The 14,739-nt window shown below is 61.1% G+C and carries 10 protein-coding genes; 7 read left to right on the top strand and 3 right to left on the bottom strand.

Annotated elements, in window-relative coordinates; translation table 11 throughout:
- Position 1 precedes the first annotated feature (1 nt).
- Genes rbbA through TOLA_RS12535 form a run of 3 tightly spaced genes read right to left on the bottom strand, consistent with a single transcriptional unit; the run spans position 2 to position 5,355 of the window.
- On the bottom strand, positions 2 to 2,770 hold the full coding sequence (rbbA, locus tag TOLA_RS12545) for a ribosome-associated ATPase/putative transporter RbbA (protein ID WP_015879515.1): 2,769 nt from the start codon (positions 2,768 to 2,770) through the stop codon (positions 2 to 4).
- 3 nt (positions 2,771 to 2,773) lie between these two features.
- Positions 2,774 to 3,853 carry an HlyD family secretion protein gene (locus TOLA_RS12540; protein ID WP_015879514.1) on the bottom strand — a complete coding sequence of 360 codons (1,080 nt, stop codon included), beginning with the start codon at positions 3,851 to 3,853 and terminating at the stop codon, positions 2,774 to 2,776.
- 14 nt (positions 3,854 to 3,867) lie between these two features.
- On the bottom strand, positions 3,868 to 5,355 hold the full coding sequence (locus TOLA_RS12535; RefSeq protein WP_015879513.1) for an efflux transporter outer membrane subunit: 1,488 nt from the start codon (positions 5,353 to 5,355) through the stop codon (positions 3,868 to 3,870).
- 443 nt (positions 5,356 to 5,798) lie between these two features.
- Here TOLA_RS12535 and TOLA_RS12530 point away from each other — a divergent pair, with 443 nt between their 5' ends.
- The 7 genes from TOLA_RS12530 (at position 5,799) to arcC (ending at position 14,567) form a co-directional block, all read left to right on the top strand.
- Entirely contained in the window at positions 5,799 to 6,431 is a 633-nt protein-coding gene (locus TOLA_RS12530) for a TetR/AcrR family transcriptional regulator (protein ID WP_015879512.1), read from the top strand.
- 59 nt (positions 6,432 to 6,490) lie between these two features.
- A complete protein-coding gene (locus tag TOLA_RS12525; protein ID WP_245534214.1) occupies positions 6,491 to 7,474 on the top strand; it encodes an Lnb N-terminal periplasmic domain-containing protein in 984 nt (327 codons plus the stop codon).
- A gap of 20 nt (positions 7,475 to 7,494) precedes the next feature.
- Positions 7,495 to 9,414 (top strand): esterase/lipase family protein, encoded by a 1,920-nt coding sequence (locus TOLA_RS12520; RefSeq protein WP_245534213.1) that lies wholly within the window; start codon positions 7,495 to 7,497, stop codon positions 9,412 to 9,414.
- Between the two features lie 523 nt (positions 9,415 to 9,937).
- Positions 9,938 to 11,383, top strand: a complete 1,446-nt coding sequence (locus tag TOLA_RS12515) for a YfcC family protein (protein ID WP_015879509.1) — start codon at positions 9,938 to 9,940, stop codon at positions 11,381 to 11,383.
- A gap of 24 nt (positions 11,384 to 11,407) precedes the next feature.
- Complete coding sequence (locus tag TOLA_RS12510) at positions 11,408 to 12,637, top strand: arginine deiminase (RefSeq protein WP_015879508.1); 1,230 nt, start codon at positions 11,408 to 11,410, stop codon at positions 12,635 to 12,637.
- Between the two features lie 18 nt (positions 12,638 to 12,655).
- Positions 12,656 to 13,657, top strand: coding sequence for an ornithine carbamoyltransferase (locus tag TOLA_RS12505; RefSeq protein WP_015879507.1), 1,002 nt, complete (start codon positions 12,656 to 12,658; stop codon positions 13,655 to 13,657).
- A gap of 1 nt (position 13,658) precedes the next feature.
- The gene (arcC, locus tag TOLA_RS12500; RefSeq protein WP_015879506.1) at positions 13,659 to 14,567 is read left to right on the top strand and encodes a carbamate kinase; all 909 of its coding nucleotides are present in this window, start codon (positions 13,659 to 13,661) and stop codon (positions 14,565 to 14,567) included.
- Positions 14,568 to 14,739: the final 172 nt, after the last annotated feature.

The raw sequence follows: 14,739 nt of genomic DNA, 5'->3' as shown, positions 1-14,739 counted from the left end.
CTCAGCGCTCCTGCTTCTTGAGTAGCAAAACGGCCGCACCGAGAATCACCGGAACCGACAGCAGCATCGACCACAACGGCCCCGCCAGATCGGCCAGGCCGAGCGCTTTGCTGAACACGCCACGGCTGATGGAGATCATGTGCGTGGCGGGGTAGATCTCGCCGATGAACTTGCTGGAGCCTTCAAGCGAGGACACGGGATCGATCAGGCCGGCGAACTGGGTGGCCGGAATGATGGTGCCGATCATGGCAAAGAACATGGCGGCGATCTGGCTGCGCGTGACGGCCGAGGCCAGCAGCCCCATGCCTGTCGCGGCGAAGGAGAAGATCAGCGCGGCCAGCGACAGGGTGAAGAAGCTGCCCGTGACCGGCACACCGAAGACGGTGACCGCGAGCAGGCTCATCAGCAGGAAGTTCACCATGGCCAGACCGACATAGGGCAGTTGCTTGCCAAGCAGGAACTCGATGCGCGTGACCGGCGTCACGTAGAGATTGGTGATCGAGCCCGTCTCCTTCTCGCGCACCACCGCGAGCGCGGTCAGCATCGCAGGCAGCATGAGCAGCAACAGCGGAATCACCGCCGGCACCATGGCCGGCAGGCTCTTGACATCGGGGTTGTAGCGAAAGCGCGTCTCGACGCTGGCATTGCCGGCTGCGCTGGCGCCGCCACGCTCGCTGGCCTGTACGAGTAGCCAGTGCTGGTGCATGCCTTGAACGTAGCCCTGCACGGTTTCCGCGCGTTGCGGCATGGCGCCGTCGAGCCAGGCGCCGATCTGCACGTTCTGGCCCCGCAACACGTCGCGGCTGAAGCCAGGGGGGATCTCAATGGCCAGCGACAGTTCGCCGCTACGCATCCGCCGGTCGAGATCGTCGTAGTCTATGATCGGCGCGTGCTCGGTGAAGTAGCGCGAGCCGGCCAGGTTCAGCGTGTAGCTCTGGCTGAGCGTGGTCTGGTCGCGATCGAGTACCGCATAGCTCAGGTCCTCGACGTCCATGGTGATGCCGAAGCCGATCACGAACATCAGCAGCAGCGAACCGCCCAGCGCCAGCGTGGCGCGTACCGGGTCCCGCTGCAATTCCAGCGTCTCGCGCCACAGATAGCTGAACATTCGCTGCAGACTGAAACCGCCAGAGCCGTGCCCGCCGTGTTCAGCGGGCGCCGCCGATGGTTGCTCCTCGTGATCGGCGGCCCCGGGCTGGCTGGCCGGCGCCGCCGTGCCGCCCTCGGCTTCGACGAGGTAGCCGATGAAGGCCTCTTCAAGGGTTTTGGCGCCGCGCTTCTCGACCAGTCTGGCGGGCACGTCGCTGTCGAGCACCTTGCCCGCATGCATCATCGACATGCGGTCGCAGCGCTCTGCCTCGTTCATGAAGTGGGTGGAAATGAAGACCGTCACCCGGTCACGCCGCGACAGCTCGATGAGCAGTCGCCAGAACGCATCGCGCGCCACCGGGTCGACGCCCGAAGTCGGTTCGTCCAGAATCAGCAGCTCGGGCTTGTGCACCATGGCAACGGCCAGCGACAGGCGCTGGCGTATGCCCAGCGGCAGACTGGCCGGCAGGCTGTCGATGACGTCCGCCAGCCCAAAGCGCTCCACCATCTCGTCCACGCGGCCCGGAATATCGTTCGGGGACACACTGAACAGCTTGGCGTGCAACTCCAGATTCTGGCGTACCGTGAGTTCACTGTAGAGCGAGAACGCCTGCGACATGTAGCCGACACGGCGGCGGGTGTCCAGGTCATGCGGATCGACTTCGTGGCCGAACAGCCAGGCCCGGCCCTCGCTCGCCGGCAGCAGGCCGGTGAGCATCTTCATGGTCGTGGACTTGCCGCAACCATTGGAGCCGAGGAAGCCGAAGATTTCACCGCGCCGGATACGGAAGGACACGCTATCGACGGCAACGAAGTCGCCAAAGCGCATGGTCAGCCCCTCGGCCTCGATGGCGATATCGTCCGCGCCGCCATCCGACAAGGGGGGAATGACTACCGCTTGGTGTCCGCGCTTTTTCTCTTCCGGGAGCAGGCGGATGAATGCCTCTTCCAGGTTCGGGCTGCCTGTTCTTGCCAGCAATTCCTTCGGCGTGCCGGTGGCGAGGACCTTGCCGTCGTCGATGGCGGCCAGCCAGTCGAAGCGCTGGGCCTCATCCATGTAGGCCGTGGCCACAATCACGCTCATGCCGGGGCGATCGGCGCGGATACGGTCAATCAGATCCCAGAACTGCGCGCGCGCCAGCGGGTCCACGCCAGTCGTCGGCTCATCGAGAATCAGAAAATCCGGGTCATGAATCAGCGCGCAGCACAGGCCGAGTTTTTGCTTCATGCCCCCGGACAGCTTGCCTGCCGGGCGCTCCAGGAATTTGAACAGGCCAGTGGCCTGGGTGAGCTCATCGATCCGCTGGCGGCGCTCTGCGGCGCCATGACCGAACAGGCGCGCGAAGAATTGCAGATTCTCCTCGACCGAGAGCGTCGGATACAGGTTTTTGCCCAGTCCCTGCGGCATGTAGGCGATGCGCGGGCACACTTTATTGCGATGGGCCTTGCTGGCCATGTCGCCACCCAGCACCTCGACCGTGCCCTCCTGGATGATGCGCACACCCGCCAGCAATGAGAGCAGACTGGATTTGCCCACGCCGTCGGGGCCGATCAGGCCGACCATCCGCCCGGCGGGAATGTCCAGGTCGATGCCATCCAGGGCAATGACGTCGCCGTAGCGCAAGCGCACCTGACGGACGCTTGCAACGGTCGTGGGCTGCACACTCGCACTGTGGCTCATACCTTACTCCGGCACGCGAAGGGACAGGTTTTGAGGCCACTCGGCATTGGCGTCGAGCTTGACCCAGGCCACGCCGGGCAAACCGGTCTTGACCTGCTGCAGGTGTTCACGCAGCAGCTCCTGCGAAATCTGCGCGCGCACGCGGAACATCAGCTTCTGCCGCTCGCTGGCGGTTTCGACCGTTTTGGGGGTGAACTGCGCCGCGCTGGCGACGAAGGAAACAGTGGCTGGTATCACATACTCCGGCGCGGCATCCAGAATGATGCGGACCTCGGAACCCAGCGCGACGCGGCCGGCCACGGTCTCGGGCAGGAAGAAGGTGATGTAGACGTCCGACAGGTCGATCAGGTTCAGGACGCGTCCGCCCGATCCCAGCACCTCGCCGGGTTGCGCCACCCGCACCTGCACCCGACCGTCACGCGGCGAGCGCAGTTCGCTGTCGCGTATGTCGGCTTCGATGCGGTTGATGCTGGCCGTGGCAGCGGACACGCTGGACCTCGCGCCTACGAGCTGCGCCTTGGCGGCCTCGACCGCGGCGCGGGCAGCGGCGGTCTGTGCTTTGCTGGCCGCGAGCGTCGCCTGTGCGCCCCGCACGCGCGCCCGGTCATCGTCCAACTCTTGTATCGAGGCGGCGCCTTCTTGGGATAATGTCTGCGAACGTTTCAGTCGCCGTTGCGCGGCATCGAGCTCCGACTCGCGCTGGCCGACGAGTGCCTGCGCCGCAACCACGTCGGCTTCACGCAGCGCCACCTGGGCCTGTGCTGCGGTCACCGAGTGCTCGGCCTGTTCACGCATGGCGAAAGCTTCGTCGCGCTGCGCCTCAAGCGTTTCCAGTTGCATCCTGGCCAGTGGCTGGCCCGCTGAGACGAAATCGCCTTCACGGACCAGAATGTCTTCGATACGTCCGGGCAGCTTGGTGGCGATGTCGATCTCCGTGGCTTCGATGCGGCCATTGCCGTTGACGAATCCTTCGCCGGGGCCGGTATCGGCAAACTTCGTCCAGCCCCACCAGGCCAGCGCGACAACAACCGCTGCAGCGGCAGCGACCAGGAGTTTTTTCTTGAGAGAGGGGGAGACAGTCATGGGTTCGGCGTGCCTTAACGGGTTGATGGGGTGGAAGCGGGCGTCGAGGTCGCACTCTGCGCCTGGCCGGTTGCGGTGAGGGTGCCGCCGCCGAGCGCGGCATACAGTGCCACCTGGCTAGACAGCAGCGCACGGCGCGCCTGCACCAGTTGTTGTCCGGCATCCAGCAGATCGCGTTGGGCGTCCAGCACCTCCAGGAAAGCGGCCGAGCCGTTGTCGTAGCGCAACTGGGCCAGCCGCGCGCGTTCGCTTTGCGCTTCCAGATTGGCCCGCTGGATCGTCAATTGCTCAGCCAGCCAGTACTTGGCGCTCAGTGCATCGGCCACCTCGCGAAAGGCCGTTTGAATGGTCTTCTCGTAGCCGGCAACGGCGATGTCACGACGCACTTCGCTCAGTTCCAGGTTGGCGCGCCGCCGCCCGCCATCGAAGATGGGCAGCGACAGGGTGGGCATGAAGGTCCAGGCGCGGCTGCCGGAATCGAACAGGCCGTCCAGATCGGAACTGGCCGTGCCGAAGCTGCCGGTCAGCGCAATGCGCGGCAAGAACGCCGCGCGGGCGGCCCCGATGTTGGCATCGCCAGCGCGCAATTGGTGTTCGGCGGCAATGATGTCCGGACGACTGACCAGCAGTTCCGAAGGCAGACCGGTCCGAAGTTCGGCCAGCACCGTTGTTTCATCGAAGGGTGCCTTGGTGGGCAGCGGGCCAGGATCGGCACCTACCAGCAGTGCCAGCGCGTGCAGTTGCGTGGCGCGTGCTTGCTCAAGCTGGGTTAGCAGCGCCTGAGCCTGGTTCAGCAAAGTTTGGACTTGAGTGAGGTCCAGCTTCGAGGTCGAGCCGACTTCAACGCGGCGCCGGAAAATGCGATAGGACTCCTCGCGGGTCGCGACGGTTTGACGGGCGATAGCCACGCGTTCGTCTATCTCGCGCAAGCCAAGATAACCGTCGGCCACCTGGGCGATTAGCGCCAGGTGGACGGCCTGGCGGGCCGCGTCGGAAGCCAGCCAGCGTTGCAGAGCGGCGTCTTCCAGGTTGCGGACCCGGCCCCACAGATCCAGCTCCCAGGTGCTCAAACCCACCTCGGCCCGATATTCGCCGCCCACCTGCGACCGGCCCGACATGTTCAGATCGCCAGGGACGCGGGCGCGTCCACCCTGGGCACCCACGCCCACGGCAGGAAATCGATCCGAGCGCTGAATGCGGAATGCGGCGCTGGCTTCCTCGACACGCAGCGCGGCCAGGCGCAGATCGCGGTTGTTCTCCAGCGCGGTCTCGATGAGGCGTTGCAGCAAAGGGTCCGTGAAGTAGGCCTGCCAGGCAAGTTCTCCCGCGTGGGCACCCTCGGTGCTCGATTCAAGATGACCAGGCCAAACCTCGGGTACCGGCAGCGGCGGGGTATCAGGAGCAGGAGCGAGCGACATGCAGCCGGTCAGTACGACGGCGCTCAGTGCCAGCGAGGCAGTGCGCAATTTGAACTCAGACAATAAAGGAAAAGCTGGAGGCATGATCACGTTCCGTACGGGGTTCGGGCTGATAGGGCCTGGTTGTAGAGGAGTAGCCGCCCACGTACAGCGACGCGCAGGCATGTCGGTCACCAACGAACGCTGCAATCGAGCGCGACTTTGATGGCTGTTCACGCCACCTCCCTATTAATGTCTGCACTCTCGCCTCTAGCGACCGGTCGATGGGGCTCTCCTGCTTCATTTTCCGGCGTTCCGGGTTCGTATGCGTCCCTGCGAATAGTGCACGTTATCGCACACTATAAAGAAAACGACTGGACGGTTGTTTGTGATTATACGTTACAATCCCGAAAACGCAATTAGCCGTTCACTAGGCACTGCACACCCGCCAGTTGGAAGTGCTCAGCCTGGGCTGACCATGCGCCCATGGTGGAACCGGTGACCAGCCCATGGGACAATCCAGTCAATTTTTGAACAGGGACCTTTGTATGCCAACCAACAAAGACGACGTACCAGGCAAGCGCCGCTATCTGTCTTCTGTGGCCAGGAGAGAGGAAATATTGGATGCGGCGTTGATCGAGTTTGCGGATCGGACATACAACGCCGTGTCAATGGAGCGCCTGGCGGAATGCGCAGGCTTGTCCAAGGCTGGTATCTACGCCCACTTCAAAAGCAAGGAAGAAATTTTTCATGCCTTGCTCGAACGCACGACAAAGCAGATTTGCGATTTCCAGGGCTGGCTCCCGGATGAAGATCTGACGTTGCCAGAGCTGGTAGATGTCTACCTGGATCGCCTATACGCGACCTTTAGCTCCCCTGCCACGATGTCGATTTACCGGCTGCTTCTGGCCGAAAGCGCCAGAACACCAGAGCTGGTGCAGCGTTGGCACAACGAAGTTGCTCACGGACTGAAAGAGCGGGCGCAGCTCATCATCCAACGCAACATAGAACGGGGCATCATTCGTCCGGGTGTCTTGACCGAGCACTTTTTCCCGCTGGCGCTCGCTCCCGCACTGCTATGGCTGAACTCGTCAATGCTATCCAGGGGAAACCCTTCCATAGAGCTCGTGCAGGTACGAGATGCGCATCGGCAGCTGCTGCTTGAGCTCTTGCAGCCTTGATGAGCAAGGTAAGGCAAAAAGCCAGACACCTCCCTGTGCGACTGGTGACCGGGGTTGCGGTGCTACTGCTGACTGCATGGGGTGCACTGGCTCTATGGCATCAGGTGCCGCAGCCGGCTGTTCGCTGGTTCACCCTCGCGCTGTGGGCGGCCGCGGGACTGTCGATGGTGGCGGCGCTGACAGGTCTGCTCAGCCGCAAGTCATGTAATTTCACGGCAGTGGTATTCGTAAGCGCCGTCGCTATTCTGGCGGCGTGGTGGAGCACCCTGCAGCCCTCGCACCACCGCCTATGGGCTGACGATGTCGCCCAGTTGCTGGAGGCCAGGATCGACGGCGATCATGTTCAACTGAAAAATGTACGCAACTTCGAATGGCGCAGTGAAACCGATTACACGCCGCGTTGGGAGAACCGTACCTACGACCTTACCCGCCTGCGTAGCGCCGATCTGGTACTTTCCTACTGGATGGGGCCGCACATTGCGCACACACTGGTGTCGTTCGGCTTCGACGGTGGCGAGCGGGTGGTGTTCTCACTGGAAATACGCAAGGAGCGCCACGAGTCCTTCTCGGCGATCGGCGGATTCTTCCGTCAGTTCGAGCAGATCCTGGTAGCCGCCGATGAGCGCGACATTGTGCGTACGCGCAGCAATGCGCGAGGCGAGGCCGTTTATCTCTATCGGTTGCAGATGAGTCAGGCGAATGTCCGCGCGTTGTTTCTGGAGTATCTGCACGCGGCCAATGAACTGCGGCGCACACCGCGCTTTTACAACACCTTGACCAGTAACTGCACGACCATCGTATTCGAGCTGGCTCGGCTCATTGCGCCAGCGTTGCCGGCGGACTATCGCCTGCTGCTGTCCGGACACTTTGCGGAATACATCCATGACCTGCACGGATTGACGCCCGGCCATCGCTACGCAGAACTGCAGGCACTGGGGCACATCAACGAACGCGCACTGGCCTCTGACGCATCAGGAGACGACTTCTCGATGTCGATTCGACAAGGTGTGCCCGGCGTGCCGGCCGACGAGGTATCTCCATGAGGTTCCAGCAGTCTTGCCGCATGGCAGTGTGGCTCGTCATTGCCCCGCTGTTGCTGGGGGGCTGCTCGATCCTGCGTGAGTTCGGCCCAGTGGTTGAGGTTCATACACTGGATGCGGGCGAGGCCATCGAACTCAAGCGCGGCGATATCCTGACACGCGGCAAACTCAGCGATGCGACGACCCAGACCATCAGGGTGGCGGCATTGGATGCGCAGGCTTGCGCAAAACCGATCTCAGCGGATTGCGTCGAGGCCCTGGCCGCCGTGACCGGCGTTGCCGCGGATCGACGCCTGGCTGCACTGTCCGAACTGTGGCTGGCGCAGGCTCAGGCCATGAAGCCCGGATCAGAGCAGCAAGCCGCCTGGCTTGAGACCATTCGTTATGCCTATGCCTACCTGTTCTTCGGTGACCATACGCCTGGGGAGCGAGCCTTCGAGGATCGCCAGACGCAAGTGCGGGATTGGTATAACTATGCGGTCGAACGTGCCGCCACCGGGATGTTCGAGGTTCGGCAACAAATGTCTACGCAGTTGTCAGCGCAGACCCGCTGGAACATTGCAGGCTGGGAGCTGCAGCTGGATATGCGCAGCGCGCGCTTGCCGGGCAGTACGGCGGTGCCAGCCGAACTCCTGCCAGCCTCGTCCCTGTCTTTCCGCGGACTGCGCAGCCTCTACCGGCGCGACGGTTTCGGCGCCGAGTTGGTGGCGGTCATGCCGGACGAACCCCTGACTTCCGCCCCCACCCGGGATGGCCATCCAGCGGCCAAACGCAATCAGCAGCCTCTACCCTGGAGCGAGATGCCCGCGCCGTCCATGACGATTCTGCTGCACCCGGACGGAGACGACCTGGACAGCGTGCTGCATACCCGCACTGTCCGTTTGACGGTGCATGACCCCTATGTGGAGTCGGCCATCATGCTGCGCGGGCAGCGCGTACCGCTGGCGGCCAATTTCACCGCCGGCTACGGACTGTGGCTGGCCCGCGCCAACTTCAACCGGCAGTCGCTGCGCAGCCTGCTTGGGCGCGAGGGTGGAATCGACCGTCCGCACGTCTACCTGATGCAGCCCTACGATCCGAACCGACGGATCATCGTCATGCTGCACGGACTGGCCAGTAGCCCGGAAGCCTGGGTGGAACTCGCCAACGAAATCCTGGGCGATGAGGCGCTGCGCCAGCATTACCAAATCTGGCAGGTCTACTACCCGACCAATATGCCGATCGCATTGAACCACGCGATGATTCGCAGAGCGCTCGGGGATACGCTGGCGCATTTCGATCCTTCCGGCCAGGCGCCGGCATCGTCCGACCTTGTACTGGTGGGGCATAGCATGGGCGGGGTCATCGCGCGGTTGATGGTGTCGTCAACCGACCAGTCGCTGGTGCAGCTGGCTGCGGATCGCAGTCGGCTGACGCCGCAGCAGATCAAACGCATAGATCCGATGTTGCGTTTCGAGCCCTTCCCGCATGTCAGCCGCGCCATCTTCATCGCAGCACCGCACCGGGGCACGTCGGTCGCAGGTGGACGCCTGGGGCGCTGGATGGCGGGATTCATTCGCTTCCCCGTTACGGTGCTCGAAGAACTCGCCCACACACTAGCACCCAATGCGGCGGCCAGCAGCCACGAAAGCCTGGGGCATATCCCCAATAGCGTCGACAACCTCGACGAGAACGATCCTTTCGTGCGCGCGGCGGCGGACTTTCCCATCTCTGCCCAGGTGAACTATCACTCGATCGTGGCCCAGGCTAATGCCGAAGAGGCCCTCGTTGATTCTGATGATGGTCTTGTGCCTTACCGCAGCTCCCACCTGCCCGGCGCGCAGTCCGAGAAAGTCATCATTTCGGGGCACAGCGTGCAACAGAGCGCGGTCGCAATATTAGAGATCCAGCGTATTCTGAAAGAGGATATGACGCAGCGGGAAGAGCAGCTCACCCCGCGCTAGGCAGCTGCCGCTGGCTCAGACAAGGCAGTGGACGCACACAAGGATACGGCCGTGTCCGTCGAATTGGTGTGCGTCTGACGCGAATATTCATGTCGCTATGGTCGGCACCAGCGTGGTGCGCTAGACGGCGCCCGCATGGGTGTTTGCCGGACCCTAGCAGGGAATGACGCGCGAGTTGTCGGCGATGATGGCACGCGCAGCTTACCTGAGACAGTCTCACTCTCCTCCATACCTTTGATCCGTATATGACTTTGGCCTGTCCCGGCCGACGACAACTTCTATGGCTGCTCCGGGCATAGCAGAAGGCATCACAGAGCTATTTCTGTGCGTTTTTTTGGCCATTGATGGATCTATGTCAACTCAATGCCATTTAATCCTCTTTCTACAAAAAAAACGACTGGACGGTTGTTTTATGGTCATCTATCTTCAATTGGCAATAATCAGTACCCACTTATCGACTGAACGTCATAACACTCGCTGCGCAATCGCAGCCCTCAATGGGCTCACGGAGAGGAAATCCACAATGGCTGAAGAAAGCGCTTCCGCGCAAAACCTAGAGCAGGATCTGACAAGTCGCTTTCCAACGGCTTACACCATTCTGCTTTTGTTGATCGTCTTGATTGCTGCGCTGACTTGGATCATTCCCGCCGGAAAGTATGAGCGGGTCATGAATGAAGAGGTCGGCCGCGAAGTGGCTGTGCCTGGCACTTACCAAGTGGTCGAGTCCAGCCCCCAGGGGTTTATGGACGTTCTGCTGGCGCCCACTGCGGGTTTTTATGATCCAGACAGCTATGTCGCCAACGCCGTGGATGTAGCGCTGTTCATACTATTTCTCGGTGGTTTTTTGGGCGTAGTGAATGCCACCGGCTCGATCGACACCGGTATTCGCAGCGCAATGCAGCGGTTGGAGGGCCGAGAGATCTGGATGATCCCGATCCTGATGACTTTGTTCGCCCTTGGCGGCACAACCTATGGCATGGCTGAAGAGACCCTGGCGTTCTATGTCATTTTGATCCCGATCATCATCGCCGCCGGCTACGATGCCGTGACGGGGGTGGCTGTGATCCTGATCGGCTCAGGCATCGGTGTATTGGGCTCGACCATCAATCCCTTTGCCACTGTGATCGCCTCCAATGCAGCCCACATTCCTTTTACCGATGGCCTGCTGCTGCGCCTAGTGCTGCTGATTGGCGGTTTGGTGATCTGTGCCGTCTATGTGATGCGCTATGCAAAACGGGTCAAGGCCGACCCTTCGCGTTCCGTCGTGGCCAAACAACGCAATGCCCACCGCACGTTGTTTCTACAGGGGCATGATGATCTGGGTGACGTCAAACTGAGCCTGACCCAGAAACTGGTACTAGTGATCTTCGCCCTGACCTTCGTGGTCATGATCTGGGGTGTTTCCTCCCAGGACTGGTGGATGGACAAGATGGGCGCTCTGTTCCTGGCCGCTGCGATCGTCGTTGGTGTTGTCGCCCGCCTGGGCGAGAAGAGGCTGGCCGGCAGCTTTGTCGATGGCGCCCGTGATCTGCTTGGCGTAGCTCTGGTCGTTGGCCTAGCGCGAGGCATCGTGGTCATCATGGAACAGGGCATGATTGCTGATACGATTTTGCACAGTGCTGAAATGCGCTTGAGCAACATGTCGGAACTGGGTTTCATCAACCTGATGTTCTGGATCGAGACGGGCATGAGCTTCCTCGTGCCTTCGTCATCCGGCCTTGCGGTACTGTCGATGCCCATTCTTGCCCCCCTGGCGGACTTTGCTAATGTCAGCCGCGACTTAGTTGTAACTGCCTATCAATCAGCCAACGGCCTGGTGAATCTGATCAACCCAACCTTCGCAGTGGTGATCGGCGGCCTGGCCATAGGGCGAGTCTCCTATGACCGCTGGCTGGTATTCATCTGGCCCTTGATGGCGATTCTGACCCTGTTTATCACCTTAGTGATCAGCATCGGTGTCTTCCTGTAATTCTCTGATAAATGAGGTTTTCACATGTCTGAACATACTCTTGGCGTTCACTCCGAAACAGGTATTTTGCGGCAGGTCATCGTTTGTCGCCCCGGTCTTGCCCATCGCAGGCTAACGCCCAGTAATTGTGATGCTCTATTGTTTGATGATGTGTTCTGGGTCAAACAGGCGCAAAAGGATCACGATGTATTCGTAAGTCTGATGCGTGCCCGAGGAGTGGAGGTGTTGGATGTCAATCAACTGCTGGCCGAGACCCTGGACATCGCCGAAGCACGAAGCTGGATTCTCGATCATCGGATCAGCTGGAATCATATTGGCGTCGGCATGGTGTCTGATTTGCGGGCCTGGATGGACGAGCTGCCAGGGCACGTCCTGGCAGAGTTCCTGATCGGTGGCTTGCAGGTGAATGATCTGCCGTTCGATCCGAGCGGTCTGTTCGGCAACCACTTGGGGCCTTATGGCTTTATCTTACCGCCTCTGCCGAATTTTCTATTTACCCGAGACAACAGCTCCTGGATCTACGGTGGCGTCACGCTGAATCCCATGTACTGGGCCGCACGCAAGCCGGAAACGCTGCTGACGGCAGCAATCTACCAGTTTCATCCAAAATTTTCCGGCAAGGTCGAGGTGCTCTGGGGAGATCCGCTCAAGGATCACGCACTGGCAACCCTGGAAGGCGGCGACATCATGCCGATCGGCAATCGCACCGTGTTGGTCGGCATGGGCGAGCGTTCGTCCCCCCAAGCGATCGGGCAGCTGGCTAATGCCCTGTTCGAGCACGGCACGGTCGATCGCGTAGTGGCCTGCCAGATTCCCAAAAGCCGGGCGGCCATGCATCTGGATACAGTGTTCACGTTCTGTGGTGGGAATGTCGTTACTGCCTTCACAGAAGTGGCTGATCAGATGGTCTGTTATGACCTGCGGCCCGGCGCGGGCGGCAAGCACCTGACGTTCAACCAGGATCCGCGTCCGATGTTCGACGTGGTTGCGGAGGCGCTCGGTTATCAATCTCTGACCGTGATCCCTACCGGAGGGGACACGCCCGCCGAACGTGAGCGCGAGCAGTGGAATGATGGCAACAACGTACTGGCCCTGAGCCCGGGCGTCGTCATTGGCTATGACCGCAATGACGACACCAACGCTGCTCTGGAATCGGCCGGCATCGAAGTGCTGAAAGTACCAGGCGCAGAGCTAGGCCGGGGGCGCGGCGGTGGACGCTGCATGAGCTGCCCAACCATACGCGACGCAATCTGACACCTTAGGAGCATGGCAATGGCCTTCAATCTGAAAAGCCGACACTTTCTCACGCTGCGGGACTTCAGTCCGCGCGAAATCAGTTACCTGCTGAAACTGGCAGGCGACTTGAAAGCAGCTAAGTATACCGGCACCGAAGTGCCGCAGTTGTGCGGTAAGGAAATCGCTCTGATCTTTGAAAAGGACTCCACTCGCACCCGGGTAGGCTTCGAGGTTGCGGCCTTTGATCAGGGCGCCAAGGTTACCTATCTTGGGCCGACCGGCACCCATATTGGTCACAAAGAATCGGTCAAGGACACCGCCCGAGTGCTGGGGCGCGTCTATGATGCCATCGAATACCGGGGCTTCGGCCAGGCTGTGGTCGAGGAGTTGGCCGAGTATGCTGGCGTGCCCGTCTACAACGGCTTGACGGATGAATTTCATCCTACCCAGATCCTGGCTGACTTCCTGACCATGCAGGAGCACGTGGAAAAGCCACTGCGAGACATGTCCTATGTCTTCATCGGCGATGCCGCCAACAACATGGGTGACAGCCTGCTGATCGGCGGCGCCAAAATGGGCATGGACGTACGCCTATGCGCCCCGAGGGCCTGTTGGCCGCATGATGATATCCAACAGGAAGCCCAGCGAATCGCCAGCACCACTGGCGCCCGGATCACGATCACCGAGGATATCGACAGTGCGGTAGCCGGTGTGGATTTCGTCTATACCGATGTTTGGGTGTCCATGGGCGAGCCCGAGGAAAAATGGGCCGAGCGGATCAAGCTGCTGCTGCCCTATCAGGTCAATAGCGCACTCATGGAAAAAACCGGCAACCCGCGGGTGCACTTCATGCATTGCCTGCCGGCCTTCCACAATACCGAGACCACCGTTGGCAAGGAGATTCAGCAGAAGTTCGGTATCGATGCGATGGAAGTCACCGAGGAGGTCTTCGAAAGCCCCGCCTCGATCGTCTTCGATCAGGCGGAAAACCGTATGCACACCATCAAGGCGGTGCTGGTCGCCACCCTGGGAGCCTGACATGCTGGTAGTCGCAGCCTTGGGCGGCAACGCCCTTTTGAAGCGCGGTGAACCGCTGACCGCGCGTACCCAGCGTGCCAATGTGCGGGTCGCGGCCCAAGGCTTGGCGGCCATCGTGCGCGCTGGCCATGATCTGGTCATTACCCATGGCAATGGACCCCAGGTCGGTCTGCTGGCCTTGCAGGGCGCCGCCTTCAAGCCGGACGAGGTTTATCCCCTGGATGTACTGGGGGCGGAAACCGAAGGCATGATTGGCTACGTCATCGAACAGGAGTTGGAGAATGCGCTGAATCACGACCGGCCAGTAGCCACACTGCTGACCCAGGTCGTGGTGGATCAGCATGACCCGGCGTTCGATAACCCGACCAAGTTCATCGGGCCCGTGTATGAGCGGGCCGAAGCCGAATCCCGGGCCAAAACCGCCGGCTGGCATATTGCCCAAGATGGCAATAAATGGCGCAGGGTGGTGCCGTCACCCAGGCCGCTGGAAATCCCCGACATGCGGGTGATCAAGTTGCTACTGGACCAGGGCGTGGTGGTGATCTGCGCGGGTGGCGGCGGCATCCCGATATTGCGCCGCGAAGACGGTAGTACGGTGGGTATTGAGGCGGTCATCGACAAGGACGCAGCCAGCGCCCTGCTGGCGCAACAGCTCAAGGCCGATGCACTGTTGCTGCTGACCGATGTCGATGCGATCTATCGGGACTTCGGCAAGGACAACGCAGCGGCGATCAGCAGCCTGAGCGTGGAGGAGGGGCGTGCCCTCGATCTGCCGGCCGGTTCGATGGGACCCAAACTGGCCGCTGCCGCCGACTTTGCCCAATACGGAGGGTTCAGCGGCATTGGCAGACTGGAAGATGCACTGGGTATTCTGCAGGGAAGCGCTGGCACCAGAATATCGGCGCGGTGAACCGGAAGTGACGGGCCAGTGTATGCGAATCAATGCGTCGCTGGCGCGGCTTTCGGGGCGGAGGCTGCCAGGTCATGTTTTGCACAGTAAGCACGAGGCCTTATCGGGTGTCTTTTGTAACTCAGTGGCTGCGATAGTCTACAAGAAGAGGAGTGACTTCTGCGAGTCAAAT

Source organism: Tolumonas auensis DSM 9187 (genome assembly GCF_000023065.1).
GTDB classification, from domain to species: Bacteria; Pseudomonadota; Gammaproteobacteria; order Enterobacterales; family Aeromonadaceae; genus Tolumonas; species Tolumonas auensis.
The sequence above is the reverse complement of the archived record's forward strand: the minus strand, read 5'-3'. Positions and strand labels throughout refer to the sequence as shown.

Coding starts and splice junctions, on each gene's coding strand:
- TOLA_RS12510 (WP_015879508.1), top strand. CDS start 11,408: ATGTCTGAACATACTCTTGGCGTTCACTCCGAAACAGGTATTTTGCGG.
- TOLA_RS12535 (WP_015879513.1), bottom strand. CDS start 5,355: ATGCCTCCAGCTTTTCCTTTATTGTCTGAGTTCAAATTGCGCACTGCC.
- TOLA_RS12515 (WP_015879509.1), top strand. CDS start 9,938: ATGGCTGAAGAAAGCGCTTCCGCGCAAAACCTAGAGCAGGATCTGACA.
- arcC (WP_015879506.1), top strand. CDS start 13,659: ATGCTGGTAGTCGCAGCCTTGGGCGGCAACGCCCTTTTGAAGCGCGGT.
- TOLA_RS12530 (WP_015879512.1), top strand. CDS start 5,799: ATGCCAACCAACAAAGACGACGTACCAGGCAAGCGCCGCTATCTGTCT.
- TOLA_RS12520 (WP_245534213.1), top strand. CDS start 7,495: ATGGCAGTGTGGCTCGTCATTGCCCCGCTGTTGCTGGGGGGCTGCTCG.
- rbbA (WP_015879515.1), bottom strand. CDS start 2,770: ATGAGCCACAGTGCGAGTGTGCAGCCCACGACCGTTGCAAGCGTCCGT.
- TOLA_RS12540 (WP_015879514.1), bottom strand. CDS start 3,853: ATGACTGTCTCCCCCTCTCTCAAGAAAAAACTCCTGGTCGCTGCCGCT.
- TOLA_RS12505 (WP_015879507.1), top strand. CDS start 12,656: ATGGCCTTCAATCTGAAAAGCCGACACTTTCTCACGCTGCGGGACTTC.